Source organism: Azospirillum sp. A23 (assembly GCF_042938965.1).
Taxonomy (GTDB): Bacteria; Pseudomonadota; Alphaproteobacteria; order Azospirillales; family Azospirillaceae; genus Azospirillum; species Azospirillum melinis.
Genome location: NZ_CP170666.1, coordinates 1,708,558 through 1,723,971, shown reverse-complemented (window position 1 = coordinate 1,723,971; position 15,414 = coordinate 1,708,558). Strand labels below are relative to the sequence as shown.

Genomic DNA, 15,414 nt, shown 5'->3' with positions numbered 1-15,414 from the left:
CTGACACCACCGGTCCGTCCTTCTCATTCACTGCTCAAGAAGCAGTGGACGATCAGTGCCTGGGCAGTGCCCGGTCAGTGGATGACGAAGAAGTCGTTAGGGTGGTTGTGGATGTCCGCAGCCGAGACGCCCTTCAGCGTGATGCTGTCGCCATGGCCGAGGTCGATCACGGCGTCGCCATGCTGGTCGGTAACGCGGGCAGCCAGATCGGCAGCGTCGGTCACCTTCAGACCGTTGATGTTGCGGGAGATCTGCAAAACGTCCTCGCCGGCCTTGAAGTCCAGGACCACGTCCTGGCCGCCGCCGCCGGAGAAGATGAAGACGTCGTGACCGGCACCGCCGATCAGCAGGTCGTCGCCCTTGCCGCCTTCCAGGCGGTCGTTGCCGTCGTCGCCGAACAGGGTGTCGTCGCCGTCACCGCCATTCAGCACGTCGTCGCCGGTGCCGCCGCGCAGCAGGTCGTCGCCCTTGCCGCCATTGAGGATGTCGTTGTGGCCGCCGCCGTACAGCGTGTCGTCGCCGGCGCCGCCGTTCAGCACGTCGTCACCGTCGCCCCCCGACAGCACGTCGTCGCCCTTGCCGCCATCCAGCAGATCGCGCCCGGCACCGCCGATCAGCACGTCGTCACCATTCCCCCCCAGGATGATGTCGTCGCCCGAACCGCCGTCGATGATGTCGTCGCCGTTACCCCCCAGCAGCACATCCGCCGACGCGCCGCCATGGATCACATCCGCCCCGTTCCCCCCGAACAGAGCGTCATGTCCATTGCCGCCAAGCAGAGTATCGCTTCCGTTGCCCCCCAGCACCAGATCGTTACCCTCGCCGCCGACCAGCAGATCGTCGTGATTCGTGCCGATATGCACGTCGTAGCTGCCCCCAGGAACCGTAGCCATCGTAGGTGTCTCCTTGCGATGTGATTGGGATTTTTGGGCCTTCTTTAGGCCTCGCTCGAAAGGCTGAGCTCGCCTTTCGGTGTAACCAAATCTATCGGGCGGATAGTGTGATAAAACTCGGGCACATGGAAGAGAAAGTTGAGTCTAGACAGCGGATTCTTGCAGTAGAACGCATTATCGATATTTTCAAAAAGACAGTTACTTTGATTTGCTTCGAATTTCTAAGCAGTTTCCGCTTTAAAAAATGATGGTCAGACCCGCATTTTCGCCGCAGAAACGCCGCAGACTGGCTGGATTTCCAGGAAAAAGTCGAAATCGTTAAAAGAAGGTTTTTAAAATCGGATGGTCCACCCAAAGCCACAGCGGATTTTCCGACGACGGCAGGATCGCTCATGTCGGCCATGGCGAGACAGTCATCGGCGAAGAGAAAAGAAAACCATCTTATCACTCAACGACCAAAACAATGCCTGAGTACTATCTTATGCAAGGATCGGCGGGACTGACTGCAATAAAACTGCATCGCTTCTGTCTCGGACGTGCAAAAGGGCCAGCGTGGGGGACGCCGGCCCTTCAACGGGACCGCTTGCCAGTGGATGGAACCCAGGCAAGGGCCCCCACCCGCACCGGCCCGAACGGGGGAGGGCCGGGTGGGATGGCGGCTCCGCTTACTTCTCGCGGAAGGCTCTTTGAAGACCGTCGGTCAACGGCGTCAGGAAATAGTCGATGGCGCGGCGGGCATGGCCGTGGATCATCACCTCGGCCGGCATGCCGGGATGCAGTTCGACATTGGGCAGGGCCTTCAGCTCTGCCGCATCCATGCTGATCCGTGCAGCGAAGTAGTAGGCGCCGGTGCGCTCGTCCTCCAGCTGGTCGGCCGATAGCGACACCACCTGCCCCGCCACAGGTGGCACGGCGCGCTGGCGGTAGCCGGTCAGCTTCACCATCGCCTTGCTGCCGACCTCAACATTCTGGACGTCGTGGGGAGAGACGCGGGCCTCGACGATCATCGCGTCGTCCTGCGGCACGATGTCGAGGATGCCGGCACCGGCCGGGATCACACCGCCAGTGGTGAAGAATTTCAGCCCCGTCACCCGCCCCGCCTGCGGTGCGGTGACCGCCTGACGCAACAGCACATCGTCAGCGCTGCGCAGCCGTTCCGACAGGTCGGCGACGCTGGCCTGGGCGGCCTGAAGGTCGGTCGACACCTCCGACCGCCGGGTGTTGCCGATGTTGATCATGGTCAGTTCGGCGGCGGCGATGGCCTGCTCCGCCTTGGATTTGTTCGCCATCAGCTCCCCCAGCCGCCCTTCGGAATCGGCGACGTTTCGCTGAAGCTCCAGCAGGCGCGGCTTGCGCTCATACCCCTTCGCCAGCAGGCCCTGCACCACGCGAGTTTCCTCCTGGGTGTAGCGCAGCCGGTCGGCGGTGGCGATCCGCTGGGATTCCAGCGCCGCGATTTCGTCGCGCAGCTGGGAGATCTGCTTGCGCTGGATACCCAGCTGCGCCTCGTAGCTGTCATGGCGGGACCGGAACAGCCGTTCCTCGACCGCCATCGCCTCCGCCGCCACCGGATTGTCGCGCACCGCCTTCACCAGCTCGTCGGTGAACAGCGGCTTGGGTGCGTCCGATTGCTCGGCCCGCAGCCGGCCCAGCCGGGCCAGGGCGGTCCAATATTGCCCCTGCAACTGGGCCACCACCGCCTGGCTTTGCGTGGAATCCATCCGCAGCAACACCTGACCGGCACGCACGGGGTCGCCGTCCTTGACCAGCAAATCGCGCAGGATGCCGCCTTCCAGATGGGAGACGGTCTTGCGATGGCTCTCCACCATCACCGTGCCGGCGGCGAGTGCAGCGCTGTCCAGGCTGGCGGTGAAGCCCCAGGTCAGGAAGCCGCCGAAACCCACCAGCACCGCGAGCGCGCCGGCCAGCGCCGTGCCGCGCAGAGACGGCTCGACCGGAGCCATGTCGATGGTCGCAGTCCAGACCGGTTGGGACGACAGGAGGGGAGTATCGCTGCTCATCGCTGTTCTCCGCTGCGGACGAGGCGGGCAATGGTGGTGTTGGGGCCGGCGGGAGCGCCGCCCGGCTGCACCAGTTTCAGGACATCGTTGCGGGCGCCGAAATGCTCGACCGCGCCGTCCTTCATCACCACGAGCTTGTCGGCGATGGCGACGATGGAGGGGCGGTGGGCGATCATCACCACCGTCGTGCCGTCCGCCTTCACCTTTTGAACGGCACTCAGCAGGGCCTGCTCGCCGTCATGGTCGAGGTTGGAGTTGGGCTCGTCCAGCACCAGCAGGCGCGGGCGGCCGAACAGGGCGCGGGCCAGCGCGATGCGCTGCCGCTGGCCGCCGGACAGGGAAAAGGCGCTGTCGCCGACCGGCGTGTCGTAGCCGAAGGGCAAGCGGCCGATCATCTCGTGCACGCCGGCCAGCCGGGCGGCGCGGACGATCTCCGCCGGGTCGGCGCTGGCCATGCGCGAGATGTTCTCGCCGATGGTGCCGTCCAGCAGAGCCACCGACTGCGGCACGTAGCCGACATATTTGCCGAAGCTCTCGCGCTCCCACAGATAGGTGCTGGTGCCGTCCAGATAGATGCCGCCGGCCGTGGGTTGCCAGACACCGACCAGCAGGCGGGCGAGCGTCGATTTTCCCGCCCCCGACGGGCCGATGACGCCCAGCACCTCTCCGGCCTGGACCGCGAAGGTGACGTTGCGCAGAATCGGGCGGTTCAGTCCGGAGGGCACATGGGTGACGCGGTCGACGGTCAGCGCGCCCTGCGGCTGGGGGAGCGGCATGGTGGAGCGGGCCGAGGCGCCGTTGTTCAGAAGGTCGCGGATTCGGCGGTGCGCCTCCAGCGCCTTCACCCACTGGCGCCAGCCGTCCACCAACTGTTCGAACGGGTGCAGCAGGCGGCCGGTGATCAGGCCGGCGGCCATCATGCTGCCGGGCGTCACCAGATTGTCGATCACCAGCGTGGCACCGGCGGCGATCACCCCGACCTGCAGGATCATCCGCAGCGAGCGCGACGCGGCAGCCAGACCGCGCGACAGGGTGGCGCCGCGGTCGATCATTCCGGCCGATCCGCTCTGCGCCGACTGCCAGCGCCGGGCCAGTGCCGGCAGCATGCCCATCGCCTCGATGGCTTCGGCATGGCGGACGGTGCCGGCGATGTCGGCGAAAACGCGGGCCGAGGCCTCGTTCGCCTGGGCCATCGGCCGACGGGTCAGCATGTCGGTCAGCACGCCCATCACCAGCAGCACCAGGGCGGAGACGATGGCGAGCACGCCATAGACCGGATGCAGCAGGAACAGGATCGCCAGGAAGATCGGCGCCCAGGCCAGTTCCAGCGGGGCGGTCACGGCACTGCTGGTCATGAAGCTGCGCAGGTCGTTCAGGTCGCGCATGGTCTGCGCCGCATTGCGCGGGCCGCCCGACAGAGCGTCGACGATGGAGGCTTCCAGCGCCGGGACGTTGAAGCGGTGGGCGATCACGGCGCTGGTCACCAGGAAGGCGCGGGCGCGGATGAAGTCCAGCACGCCGTACAGCGCCAGAGCCCCCACCGCGATGATCGCCAGCATCGTCAGCGTTTCCAGGCTGCGGCTGCTCATCACCCGGTCGTAGACCTGCATGGTGAAGAGCGGCAGCACCAGCATCAGGACATTCACGAACAGGCTGAGGACACCGGCCAGCAGCAGGCCCTGTCCGATCTTCCGGTAGGCTTGGGTCAGCAGGGGCCGATCCACGGAACTCATCTTCGATCCTTCCTGAAGGAGGATTCGCCACCTGATGCGGCGCTGGAAATCGGGGAAAACAGGAAAAGCTGCCGGCGGCGACGGACGCGGGACAGGAAGCCGGCTGGGGGGATGCCGGATGCGGCCGGCCCGGTGACCGGGGACCGCCTATGCTGGGACAGATCCTGACGCGGGGGGAAGCGTCGGCGGATTTGGCACGCTTAAGCTTTACACCGGAGACATTTTAGAGACGTGTGACAAGTTTTGGGCATCACCCCTTTCCAGCGTCCGAAAAAGGGGTAGGAAACGGCAGCTAAGTCACTGACTAAAAAGGAAGAAACCAGACTTCACCTAAGGTCTTAGGTCCTTCGGGGGAGGGTTTCCAGCCATCTGGTCAGACGCGGCCGACATCGTGCATGCTGCGCTGCATGAGTTTTTCGCGAGGCGCCGTGATCCCCCCATCCGGCCCCCTGCACCGCCCCAAACCCGCCCCCCGTTTTCCTTCCACCATGCCGGCCGCCCGATTCCGGTTGCGGCCCGAAAACCGGTTCAAGGAAACCCACACTCCATGACGACGTCCCAAACCATTCTCGTCACCGGCGGCGCCGGCTATGTCGGCAGCCACTGCGTGACCGAGCTTCTCGACCGCGGCCACCGGGTCGTGGTGTTCGACAACCTGCGCCAGGGCCATGCCGCCGCCGTGCCGCCCGAGGCGACCTTCGTCCAGGCCGATCTGGCCGACGAGGCGGCGCTGGCCCGCATGTTCGGGCAATGGCGCTTCGACGCGGTGTTCCATTTCGCGGCCCTGTCGGTGGTCGGCGAATCGATGCGCGACCCGCACGCCTACCTGCACGGCAACACCGTCACCTCGCTGAACCTGATCCGCGCCGCGGTGAAGGCGGGGGTGATGAAGCTGGTCTTTTCCTCCACCGCCAACCTGTTCGGCTCGCCCAAGCGCATCCCCATCGACGAGGACGAGGCGATCGACCCAGGCAGCCCGTACGGCGAATCGAAGTTCATGATCGAGCGCGCCCTGCATTGGGCCGACCGCTGCCATGGCCTGCGGTCCGCCTGCCTGCGCTACTTCAATGCAGCCGGCGCCCATCCCAACGGCCGGCTCGGCGAGGACCACAGCCCGGAAACGCACCTGATCCCGCTGGTGATGGACGCCGCCACCGGCAAGCGCCCGCACATCGAGATCTTCGGCGACGACTACGACACGCGCGATGGCACCTGCATCCGCGACTACATCCATGTCTGCGATCTGGCCGACGCCCACCTGCGGGTGCTGGACGCCTTGGACGGGCGGTCGGTCCGCTACAATCTGGGCAACGGCACCGGCTACAGCGTGCGCGAGGTGATCGCGTCGGTGGAGCGCATCACCGGCCGAGCCGTGCCGGTGAAGGTCGGCCCGCGCCGCCCCGGCGACCTGCCGGTGCTGATCGCCTCGTCCGAGCGCATCCGCCGCGATCTCGGCTGGCAGCCGCGCTTCCCGGAACTGGACAGCATCATCGGCAGCGCCTGGGCATGGCGCAGCGCGCACCCGCATGGCTTCCGCGGCCTTGCCGCCGCGGCGGAGTGAGTCGAGCAGGAAGGATACGGCAATGATCGAGCCGGCAGGATCATGGACGCGATGAGCAACCTGAACTGGGACGATGACGACGCACCCGAACCGGGAGCGGGCGAACCGGGAGCGGACCGGGCAGGCGGCAAGCCCGGCGAGGATCTCGACCTCGCCGACTTCCACGGCATGGCGCGGCTGATCGAGCGGATGCACCGCCGGTATCTCGACGTTGTCCGCGTCGGCCTGTCCAAGCAGGGCATCGAGGACATCGGCCCGGTGCAGGCGCTGATGGTCATGCTGATCGGCGAGGACGAGCTGTCGGTCCGCGACCTGATGGAGCGCGGCTATTACCTGGGCTCCAACGCGTCCTACAGCCTGAAGATCCTGGTCGATGCCGGTTACATCAACCGCGCCGCCAACCAGCGCGACCGCCGCACCGCCCGCCTCCAGCTGACCGAAAAGGGCCGGGAGCTGTGGGAGGGGCTGCGGCGGATGGAGCAGGCGCAGGCCGAGGCGCTGGTGCGCAACGAGACCGAGGTCCGCGACCTGAAGGCCAGCTACCGCACGCTCCGCCGGCTCGACCGGCTGTGGGGCGACATGGTCCGCTACTCCTGCCTCGATTTCGATTGAGGCCTTGATTTCGATTGAGGGTGTTCCTCCGATGCCGCTGCCGGGTGCCATGATGCCACACGCCGCCGCCCAACCAGACGCCCCCCACCCCAACGGCCTGTCGTCGAAGGATGTGGAGCGGCTGCTCGTCTCGCCCAACGCGGAAACGCGGATCGAGACGATGAACAAGCTGTTCCACGATCTCGAGGCGGGCGCGCTGAGCCCGGCCGAACGGTCGCTGGCCATCGAGGTGGTCCATTGCTTTGCCGGCGACGCCCAGGTGGCGGTGCGCGAGGCGGTGGCCTGGCAGCTGCGCAACAGCCCGCTGCTGACCGGGGATCTGGCGGAGCGGCTGGTCCGCGACGTCGGGCGGGTGGCCTTCCCCATCCTGCGCGACGCCGCCGGCCTGACCGACGATCTGCTGCTGGACGTGCTGTCCGATCCCGATTCCGGAAAGCATGTGGCGGTCGCCAGCCGCTCCACCGTCTCCGCCCGCGTGTCCGGCGCGATTGCCGAGCGCGGCAACGTCATCGCGGTGACCGCGCTGCTGCGCAACGACGGCGCCGAGGTGCCGGACAGCGCGATGAGCCGCGCGCTCGACCGTTTCGGCCGCGTCCGCATGGTCAGCGAGGCGGCGGCGACCCGCCCCGGCCTGTCGCTGGCGATGGTCGAGCGGGTGGTCGCCTTCGTGTCCGACAGCATGCGCACCACGCTGATGCAGGCGCACGGCCTGTCGCGCGAGCTGGTCGAACGGCTGGTGGAGCGCGGCCGGGAGGCGGCGACCATGCGCATGCTGCGCCCGGTGCTGCGCGGCGCCGAGGACATCGACGCGGTGATCCAGTGGCTGCACACCAACCGCCGCCTGACGCCGGTCCTGCTGTTCCGCGCGCTGTGCGCCGGCGACCTGTCGCTGTTCGTCGCCGGCATGGCCGTCCGCGCCGGCATCCCGGCGGAGAATGCCCGCCGGCTGGCCTGGGACGACGGCGAGCTGGGCATGGCGGCGCTGATGAAGAAGGCGGCCGTCGCCCCCGGCCTGACCCAGCCGTTCCAGGTCGCGGTCGGCGTCGCCAAGCGGATGGAGTATGAGGGCGGCGATGACCGTCGCGAGGATTTCCAGGCGGAGGTCATCGGCGAGCTGTTCACCGCCTGCACGCCCACCAATGACTGGATGGTCGACGATTTGCTGCTGCAGCTGTTCGACCAGAAGTCCGAGGAGGTGATCGACCGGGCGCTCGATCAGGCGGGGCTGCCCTTCTCGCCGGTGCGCACGGTGCAGTAGCCGGATTATCCTCCCGCCGCCCCTCCTCCCCCCATTCCCCCTGCCGCCGTGACGCCGCGGAGAATGTCCGACATGCTGAGGATCGCTTCCGCCACCTCGACGATCCGCTTGTTCTGGTTCATCGCCGTCTTGCGGATCAGCTTGTAGGCCTCCTCCTCCGACAGGTTGCGGGTGGACATCAGCAGGCCCTTGGCGCGGTCGATCACCTTGCGCTCGTTCAGCGCCGCCTTGGCCGTCTCCAGCTCCAGGCTGACGTCGCGCAGGCGCTGGGACTGCGCCTGCATGACGTCGAGGACCGAGCGCATCAGCTTCGGCGGCAGCCCGTCGGGGGCATAGAGCCCGGCGCCGTCCTGCCCCGGCCCGGCCAACACCGCCCCATTCATTCCCGACTGCGCGGGAAGGGCATCGACAAGCACCATGGCGACCGGCAGCACCGCGTCGGGCCCGCCGGCGTCCGCCTGTCCGAGATCGGCGCGGGCCTGGGCCAGCTTGGCCTCGCACAGGCGGCGGAGATCGTCGGTCAGACGGTCCTCCACCGTCTTCAGCAGCTCCATCCGCCGGGTCGCCCGGTCGAACCAGATCTCCGGCGTGATGCCCGACAGCTCGCCATGGCGGGCATCGTCGCTGAGCGCCACCGCCCGCATCCGCTCCACCTCCGCCACCGCCGGGTCGGCCAGGGCGGTGCGGAAGGCGGCGGCATGGGCGGTGTCGGCGAACTCGGCGAAGATGCGGAAGGCGCGGTTCTGCGCGTCGATCAGATGGGCGAGCCGGCCGTGCTCCACCCCGTCGAAGCGCCCGCGCGAGAAGCCGGCACTGGCGGTCGCCCGCTCCTGCCCGGCGAATTCCTTGCCCTGCACGACGTTGAACAGGGCGACCAGCGCGCGGGAGATCGCCGGATCGGCGGCGATGTCGGCCGCCTCGAACAGCACGGACAGCAGATGGCCGACGATGTCGGTGAAGGCCTTCACCGAATCCTGCGGCACCAGCGCCAGCGACGACACCTGATCGCGCAGGGCCGGCAGCCCGTCCAGCGCATAGAGCGCGATGGCGGCCCGGCTGTAGAACTGCGCGCCGCAGCTGAGGCGGTCGAGCTGCTCGTCCACGAGGTCCAGCCGGTCGCGCAGCACCGACTCCAGCGTGCGAGCGTCGGCCTGCCAGCGGGCGCGGTCCTCGGCGAAGCGGGTGCCGCCGGACCCGAGATAGATGGAGGAGGCGCCGCGTTCCTTCTGCAAGGCGTGGATCAGGGCGCTGAGATCGCGCACCAGGGCGCTGACCGCCAGAAGCTGTTCGACATCGCGGATGCGGCACAGCTTGGCGGTGCGCAGGAAGCGCGCCGCGGCGGCGCTGGTTCCACTCTTCATGGCATCGCGCTCCGTACCCATCCAGCCTGTTCCCCCGACGTCGCCCGGCCCCTTTGCCTGCACAAGCAATGGATATGCCAGCGAAAAAGCCCCTCTCCCCTTGCAGGGATAAGGGCGTCTTCCGCGGAACTGGGCTGCCCGGCCTTCACGAATCTGCCCAAGAATCGGCAGGTTCGCCGAAAATTTGGGCGGATGGGTGCCGCAACACTGTGCAGTGCAACATCGGGCGGCCCGGCGCTGTTGTCGTCGGTATCCCCCCGTTCCGGAGTCGCCTCCATGATGACCAAAAATCCCTTCATGAGCGCTTGGCTGTCCTGGGCCAACCGCGCCAGCGGCATGTGGACCACCGCGGCGATGTCGGCCGCCCGGCGCAACCAGTCGGCGGCCCAGGCGGCGATCTTCAAGGCCATGATGACGCCGCCGAAGGCCAAGCCATCGAAACCGAAGCCCAGGTCGAAACCGGCGCGCTGAGCACCGGGAACACCACGGCAAAAGGGCGGAGTTGCCGCAGCCATGGCTTGACGGTGCGCGGAGGGAGTGGCCAAATCGACGCCCTTCCGTTTCGCGCGCAACCGTTGAGACACGCCCCATGACCTCCGTTCGCATGCCCTCCTCGCGGCCGCCGTCGCGCTGGGCGAACCTGTTCACCGACCGGCCCGTCACCTGCATCGAGGATCTGCGGCAGCTGGCGGAATGGCGCGTGCCGCGGATGTTCTACGATTACGCGGATTCCGGCTCCTACACGGAGTCGACCTACCGCGCCAACGAGTCCGACTTCGGCCGGATCAAGCTGCGCCAGCGCGTGGCAGTGGACATGACCAACCGGACGCTGGCCAGCACCATGGTCGGCCAGCCGGTGGCGATGCCGGTGGCGCTGGCCCCGACCGGCCTGACCGGCATGCAGCATGCCGACGGCGAGATCCTGGCTGCCCGCGCAGCAGCCAAGGCCGGCGTGCCCTTCACCCTGTCGACGATGAGCATCTGCTCCATCGAGGACGTGGCGGAGAACACCGACAAGCCCTTCTGGTTTCAGCTCTATGTCATGCGCGACCGCGCCTTCATCGACAAGCTGATCGACCGCGCCAAGGCGGCGGGCTGTTCGGCGCTGGTGCTGACGCTCGACCTCCAGATCCTCGGCCAGCGCCACAAGGACATCAGGAACGGGCTGTCCACCCCGCCGAAGCTGACCGTCGGCAACATCCTGGACATGGCGACCAAGCCGCGCTGGTCGATCAACATGCTGCGGACCCACCGCCGCACCTTCCGCAACATCGTCGGCCACGCCACCGGGGTCAGCAACCTGTCGTCGCTGTCCTCCTGGACGGCGGAACAGTTCGACCCGACATTGAACTGGGACGACGTGCGCCGCATCCGCGACCGCTGGGGCGGCAAGCTGATCCTGAAGGGCATCCTCGACCCGGAAGACGCCGTGATGGCGGCGGACACCGGCGCCGACGCGCTGATCGTCTCCAACCATGGCGGGCGGCAGCTGGACGGCGCCATCTCCTCCATCGCCGCATTGCCGGCCATCGTCGAGGCGGTCGGCGACCGCATCGAGGTGCTGATGGACGGCGGCATCCGCTCCGGCCAGGACGTGGTCAAGGCGCTGGCGCTGGGCGCCAAGGGCACCTTCATCGGCCGCGCCTTCCTCTATGGGCTGGGGGCCGGCGGCGAGGCCGGCGTGTCCCAGTGCCTGGAGATCATCCGGAAGGAGATGGACGTGACCATGGCGATGTGCGGCCTGCGCGACATCAGGCACGTGACATCCAACATCCTGGCGGGCAAGCCGAACTTCGGGGTTTGAGCGGGGTCTTGTCTCCGACTTTGGCGGCGGCGGGATGGAACGGCGTGGAACGGTTTTCGGGTGATGTTCCATCGCCCGCCTATCGGAGCCGGGCAACGAAGTCAGGCGAGGGCGACCGCTTGTAAGCCCTCTCCCCCCTGGGGAGAGGGTTGGGTGAGGGGGGCAGCGCGGACGGAACGACCGCGCCAGGGGATTGCCAAGGGGCAGCATGCCCCTTGGCGGCGCGCGGATCGCGCGCCGGCCCCCTCACCCTCCCCACGCCTTCGGCGCGGGTCCCCTCCCTCTCCCCGGGGGAGAGAGGGCAATCTTCTACGCGTTCGCGCGAGGCGCCGGGGATGTCGCCGTCGAGTTCGGGGACGGGCTGACGAGCCGGTTGCGTGGTTTGTCGCTTGGAGGCAGGGGCGGCGAGCCCGTCGAGGATGCCGAGCCGGTCGGCCAGCCAGCGCACGGTCGAGGGATCGCCGGAGGAGACCAGCCGTTCGATCTGCTCGACCACCAGACTGCGCAGCGACGACAGGCGCAGGTCGGCCTCGCGGTTCAGCGCCTGCCGCTCCCACCAGACCCTATGACGGAAATCCTTGGAGCCGTAGTAAGCGCGCCACAGCGTCGTCCGGCTGCATCCCATGGCGCGGGCGACATAGAGGAAGCTGCTGCCGCGGGCCAGCATGCCGGCGGCCATGATCCATTGTTCCTCATGGAACTGCGATCCGGGAACCAACGAGCCTTCGGCAGGCGTCGGCGGCTCTTCGGCCCAGCGGGGGAACTGGTCGTTGGTGAAGCTGCGGCTGTCGAGGGGCATGGCATAGCTCCGCGGAATGATGGATTCCAACGGAGGTTATAGGCATGATATCCAATTAATAGGATTATTTGCAAATCCGCTCGCCCATCCCGCCGTGCCCATGCACTTCGACCGCCTCGTCCAGATAGCGAGACAGCGCCACGGCGGCATCGGCTGGGTTGCTGCGTTCCGTGCTCCGGGACCGGGCATCGGCGGCGGCCTCGGCGAAAATGGCCGGATCGGCGGCCAGCAGGGCGAGCCGCTCCACGGCGGCGGCATAATCGGGCACGACGAACCGGGCGCCGATGACGGCTGATACGTCGCCGACCGGCAGCGAAACCGGAACAACGCCGGCAGCCAGCGCCTCGGCGGCGCTCGCACCACCGCCGGTGCGCTGCGGATTCACATAGGCGTCGGCCGTTTGCATCAGATCGGCCATGTCGGTCACATAGCCCAGGTGGAACAGGCGCCCTGCATGCCGCGACCCTTGCAGACGCCCGGGCAGCGCCCCCGCTTCGCCGGCGAAGGCCACCGCCACCCGGGGCGCACGGTCGATGAGGGACTCCAGCATCGCGAGGAAGGCGCCGTCGGCCTCCTCGTCCAGGCGGTTGCCGATCACCAGACACAGGAAGGCATCGTCCGGCAGGCCGTAGCCGGCCCGGACTGCTCCCCTGGAGGGTGCCGTCCTGTCCGGTTCCGGTGCGCCGATCAGCGAATGCAGAAAACGGAAGGGCCGCCATGACGCAGCGAGCGGACCGCTCGCCGGCCGGCTGCCACCGCCGAAATCCAGCACGATGGTGGCCAGGGAGGGGGTGGCTCCGCTGGTGGTGGGGATGCACAGGGCGGGGCGCGCCGCCGCCAGCAGGTCGGCGACGATGACCGATCCGCCCAGCGACACCACCACGTCCGGGTCGTGCCAGTCGACCGCGCGCAGGAACCAGTCGATCTTTTCCCGGCTCAGCCCGCGGCCGGTCGAGGACAGCATCCGGAAGGAGCGGCCGTCCGCCTCGATCACCTGCTTGCCGTCGAAAGCCGGCTCCACGGAGGACGCGAAGGACGGCACGAACAGGCTGTGGATGTCGGCGGGCATGATGTTGGTGTTGAGAATCACCACCTCCCGGCCGCAGCGTTCCTCCAGAACCGCGGCATAGGACAGCAGGTCGCGCGACGGCTGGTGGCGCAGCGACAGAAACTGGTTCGTCACCAGCACGACCCGCCCGGTGGCCGGGTTGCCCGCCGGGCGGGGCCGCGGCGCGACGCCGAGCCGGTCGCGGATCGCGCCGATCAGGCGGGTGTAGTAGGGAAACAGCCTGTCCTCGAAGAAGCCGGGCCGGCTCGCCCCGTCCATGCGCATCAGGAAAAGCTGGCGGCCCATGCAGCAATAGATGTGAAGCAAGCGGTCGAGATCCGGGCACCCGAACTCGGGTTCGATCAGGTCGAGCAGCTCGTCATAGCGGCGCAGATCGCCGGTGATCACAGCCATCGCGGACAGGCGCAGGACCGGATCGGCATCGCCGGTCAGGCGGCCCACCTGCATGGCGCAGGCGGCACGCTCGTCGGGCGGGGCATGGCGGAGACGCTCCAGCAATGCCTCGATCTCCCGCAAGGCGGACGTGCTTTCGACCGGCCGCAGCATGGCGCGGCAGAGCGCGGCGACGGCATCCGCGGAATTTTCCGCCGACAGCTCCATGGTTCAACCCCCGGTAAGGCCACCCTGCCGCACCAGATCAAATTTCCCGGTGCGCGGCAAGCACAGCCGGAAACGCAGGGCACGGCAGACGCCTGTCCCGCAACACTCCCCGCCCTGCCCTGTTGTACCGGGTCAACGTGCCGCACCGCCGCGCAAGGCCGGTGCAATGGGGAGTGGTCCATGAGCGAACTCCGTGAGGGCAGCGCCACCGTCACCGCGGAGGCCGAGGCCTTCTATACCGAAAGCCTCAAGCTGTTGATCCAGTCGGACATCCCGTTCCTGCTGGGCGGGACCTACGCGATCAGCGCCTATACCGGGATCACGCGGCCAACCAAGGACATCGACATCTTCTGCCGCGGCGGCGACTTCCCGCGCATCCTGTCGCATTTCCAGGATCATGGCTTCGAGACGGAGATCGAGGACGAACGCTGGATCGGCAAGGTCAAGCATGGCGAGCTGTTCTTCGACGTCATCTTCAATTCGGCGGTCGCCATCAACCCGGTCAACGACCGCTGGTTCAAGGAGGAGCATCGCGCGGTGATCTGCGGCAGCGACGTGCCGCTGGTGGCGCCGACCGAGATGATCTTCTCCAAATCCTTCGTCCAGATGCGCCACAAGTACGACGGGCCGGACGTGGCCCACATGATCCTGAAGCAGCATGACAGGATCGACTGGAAACGGCTGCTCGCCCACATGGAGCAGCATTGGGAAGTGCTGCTGATCCACCTGCTGAACTTCCGGTTCATCTACCCGACCGAGCGCGACCGCGTGCCCGACTGGCTGGTGGCGGAGCTGCTGGAGCGGATGCAGGAGCGCGCCAAGCTGCCGGTCGCCCAGACCCGCATCTGCCGGGGCCGGCTGTTCTCGCGCGAGGATTACCTGATCGACGTCACCGAATGGGGCTTCGCCGACGTGGTCGGGGAGGAGGGAACCAAGCAGAGCCTGAAGGAGAACGGGAATGGATGAGCGCAGGCTGACCGTCGCCGCCATCGGCGACATCCATGTCGGCGAGACCACGCAATATCCCTATCGCGAGCTGTTCCAGGAGATCGCCGGCAAGGCCGACGTGCTGGCGCTGTGCGGCGACCTGACCAACCACGGCAAGCCGCGCGAGGCGGAGATCCTGGCCGACGCCCTGCGCTCCATCGGCATTCCGGTGGTCGCGGTGTTCGGCAACCACGACTACGAATGCGGCCATCTGGAAGAGGTCCAGCACATCCTGGCCCAGGCCGGGGTGCGGTTCCTCGACGGGGCGCCGCAGGAGATCGGCGGCGTCGGCTTCGCCGGGGTGAAGGGCTTTGGCGGCGGGTTCGGCAACCGCATGCTCGACAGCTTCGGCGAGCCGGCGATCAAGCAGTTCGTCCATGAGGCGGTGAACGAGGCGATGCGGCTGGAGAGCGCGTTGCGGCAGTTGGACACTGAGCGGGTGTTCGTCGTGCTGCACTACGCCCCCATCGCCGCGACGGTGGAGGGGGAGCCGACGGAGATCTTCCCCTTCCTGGGATCGTCGCGGCTGGCGGAGACCATCGACCGCTTCGACACTGTGCGGGCGGTGGCGCACGGGCATGCGCATCACGGGAGCTACAGCGGGAAAACGCTGCGGGGGACGCCGGTGTACAATGTGGCGCAGACCATCCCCAAGGAGACCGGGCGGCCCTATGCGCTGATCGAGGTTTGAGGGAAAAGGTTGGGATGAGGGGGTT

General features: G+C 67.5%; 13 protein-coding genes. 7 read left to right on the top strand and 6 right to left on the bottom strand.

Features of this window, described 5'->3' with window-relative positions; translation table 11 throughout:
* Positions 1-74: 74 nt before the first annotated feature.
* The 3 genes from ABNQ40_RS16540 to ABNQ40_RS16530 all read right to left on the bottom strand — a co-directional run bounded on the left by ABNQ40_RS16540 (position 75) and on the right by ABNQ40_RS16530 (position 4,647).
* Positions 75-893 carry a calcium-binding protein gene (locus ABNQ40_RS16540; protein WP_098737762.1) on the bottom strand — a complete coding sequence of 273 codons (819 nt, stop codon included), beginning with the start codon at positions 891-893 and terminating at the stop codon, positions 75-77.
* A gap of 665 nt (positions 894-1,558) precedes the next feature.
* The gene (locus tag ABNQ40_RS16535) at positions 1,559-2,914 is read right to left on the bottom strand and encodes an HlyD family type I secretion periplasmic adaptor subunit (RefSeq protein WP_391347280.1); all 1,356 of its coding nucleotides are present in this window, start codon (positions 2,912-2,914) and stop codon (positions 1,559-1,561) included.
* Positions 2,911-4,647: a type I secretion system permease/ATPase gene (locus ABNQ40_RS16530; protein ID WP_109050092.1), complete on the bottom strand. Its 1,737-nt coding sequence runs from the start codon at positions 4,645-4,647 to the stop codon at positions 2,911-2,913. Before ABNQ40_RS16530 ends, ABNQ40_RS16535 begins: the two co-directional genes overlap by 4 nt.
* A gap of 547 nt (positions 4,648-5,194) precedes the next feature.
* On the opposite strand from ABNQ40_RS16530, the gene galE reads away from it, so the two are divergent.
* From galE to ABNQ40_RS16515, 3 genes are read left to right on the top strand one after another with little or no spacing between them, the layout of a single operon-like run.
* Entirely contained in the window at positions 5,195-6,208 is a 1,014-nt protein-coding gene (galE, locus tag ABNQ40_RS16525; protein ID WP_109050093.1) for a UDP-glucose 4-epimerase GalE, read from the top strand.
* A gap of 51 nt (positions 6,209-6,259) precedes the next feature.
* On the top strand, positions 6,260-6,820 hold the full coding sequence (locus ABNQ40_RS16520; protein ID WP_247879812.1) for a winged helix DNA-binding protein: 561 nt from the start codon (positions 6,260-6,262) through the stop codon (positions 6,818-6,820).
* A gap of 31 nt (positions 6,821-6,851) precedes the next feature.
* Positions 6,852-8,078, top strand: coding sequence for a DUF2336 domain-containing protein (locus tag ABNQ40_RS16515; RefSeq protein WP_109050095.1), 1,227 nt, complete (start codon positions 6,852-6,854; stop codon positions 8,076-8,078).
* A 5-nt stretch (positions 8,079-8,083) separates the two neighbouring features.
* Here ABNQ40_RS16515 and ABNQ40_RS16510 read toward each other — a convergent pair whose 3' ends face one another.
* Positions 8,084-9,439, bottom strand: a complete 1,356-nt coding sequence (locus tag ABNQ40_RS16510) for a nitrate regulatory protein (RefSeq protein ID WP_247879813.1) — start codon at positions 9,437-9,439, stop codon at positions 8,084-8,086.
* 276 nt (positions 9,440-9,715) lie between these two features.
* Between ABNQ40_RS16510 and ABNQ40_RS16505 the strand changes: the two genes are divergently transcribed.
* Positions 9,716-9,910 carry a hypothetical protein gene (locus ABNQ40_RS16505; RefSeq protein WP_109050097.1) on the top strand — a complete coding sequence of 65 codons (195 nt, stop codon included), beginning with the start codon at positions 9,716-9,718 and terminating at the stop codon, positions 9,908-9,910.
* A gap of 133 nt (positions 9,911-10,043) precedes the next feature.
* Positions 10,044-11,243, top strand: coding sequence for an alpha-hydroxy acid oxidase (locus ABNQ40_RS16500; protein WP_109490954.1), 1,200 nt, complete (start codon positions 10,044-10,046; stop codon positions 11,241-11,243).
* A 79-nt stretch (positions 11,244-11,322) separates the two neighbouring features.
* Here ABNQ40_RS16500 and ABNQ40_RS16495 read toward each other — a convergent pair whose 3' ends face one another.
* Both ABNQ40_RS16495 and ABNQ40_RS16490 read right to left on the bottom strand, forming a co-directional pair.
* On the bottom strand, positions 11,323-12,042 hold the full coding sequence (locus ABNQ40_RS16495; RefSeq protein WP_391347275.1) for a hypothetical protein: 720 nt from the start codon (positions 12,040-12,042) through the stop codon (positions 11,323-11,325).
* Between the two features lie 64 nt (positions 12,043-12,106).
* The gene (locus ABNQ40_RS16490) at positions 12,107-13,711 is read right to left on the bottom strand and encodes a glycosyltransferase (protein WP_109051460.1); all 1,605 of its coding nucleotides are present in this window, start codon (positions 13,709-13,711) and stop codon (positions 12,107-12,109) included.
* Positions 13,712-13,891: 180 nt separating this feature from the next.
* Here ABNQ40_RS16490 and ABNQ40_RS16485 point away from each other — a divergent pair, with 180 nt between their 5' ends.
* Positions 13,892-14,677 (top strand): nucleotidyltransferase domain-containing protein, encoded by a 786-nt coding sequence (locus ABNQ40_RS16485; RefSeq protein WP_109051461.1) that lies wholly within the window; start codon positions 13,892-13,894, stop codon positions 14,675-14,677.
* On the top strand, positions 14,670-15,389 hold the full coding sequence (locus ABNQ40_RS16480) for a metallophosphoesterase (protein WP_109051462.1): 720 nt from the start codon (positions 14,670-14,672) through the stop codon (positions 15,387-15,389). The genes ABNQ40_RS16485 and ABNQ40_RS16480 overlap by 8 nt, the downstream gene beginning before the upstream one ends.
* Positions 15,390-15,414 lie beyond the last annotated feature (25 nt).

Excerpts from the sequence above, each read along its gene's own strand:
- ABNQ40_RS16510 (WP_247879813.1), bottom strand. The coding sequence starts at position 9,439 with ATGAAGAGTGGAACCAGCGCCGCCGCGGCGCGCTTCCTGCGCACCGCC.
- ABNQ40_RS16515 (WP_109050095.1), top strand. The coding sequence starts at position 6,852 with ATGCCGCTGCCGGGTGCCATGATGCCACACGCCGCCGCCCAACCAGAC.
- ABNQ40_RS16495 (WP_391347275.1), bottom strand. The coding sequence starts at position 12,042 with ATGCCCCTCGACAGCCGCAGCTTCACCAACGACCAGTTCCCCCGCTGG.
- ABNQ40_RS16535 (WP_391347280.1), bottom strand. The coding sequence starts at position 2,914 with ATGAGCAGCGATACTCCCCTCCTGTCGTCCCAACCGGTCTGGACTGCG.
- ABNQ40_RS16490 (WP_109051460.1), bottom strand. The coding sequence starts at position 13,711 with ATGGAGCTGTCGGCGGAAAATTCCGCGGATGCCGTCGCCGCGCTCTGC.
- ABNQ40_RS16530 (WP_109050092.1), bottom strand. The coding sequence starts at position 4,647 with ATGAGTTCCGTGGATCGGCCCCTGCTGACCCAAGCCTACCGGAAGATC.
- ABNQ40_RS16520 (WP_247879812.1), top strand. The coding sequence starts at position 6,260 with ATGAGCAACCTGAACTGGGACGATGACGACGCACCCGAACCGGGAGCG.
- ABNQ40_RS16485 (WP_109051461.1), top strand. The coding sequence starts at position 13,892 with ATGAGCGAACTCCGTGAGGGCAGCGCCACCGTCACCGCGGAGGCCGAG.
- ABNQ40_RS16480 (WP_109051462.1), top strand. The coding sequence starts at position 14,670 with ATGGATGAGCGCAGGCTGACCGTCGCCGCCATCGGCGACATCCATGTC.
- galE (WP_109050093.1), top strand. The coding sequence starts at position 5,195 with ATGACGACGTCCCAAACCATTCTCGTCACCGGCGGCGCCGGCTATGTC.
- ABNQ40_RS16540 (WP_098737762.1), bottom strand. The coding sequence starts at position 893 with ATGGCTACGGTTCCTGGGGGCAGCTACGACGTGCATATCGGCACGAAT.
- ABNQ40_RS16505 (WP_109050097.1), top strand. The coding sequence starts at position 9,716 with ATGATGACCAAAAATCCCTTCATGAGCGCTTGGCTGTCCTGGGCCAAC.
- ABNQ40_RS16500 (WP_109490954.1), top strand. The coding sequence starts at position 10,044 with ATGCCCTCCTCGCGGCCGCCGTCGCGCTGGGCGAACCTGTTCACCGAC.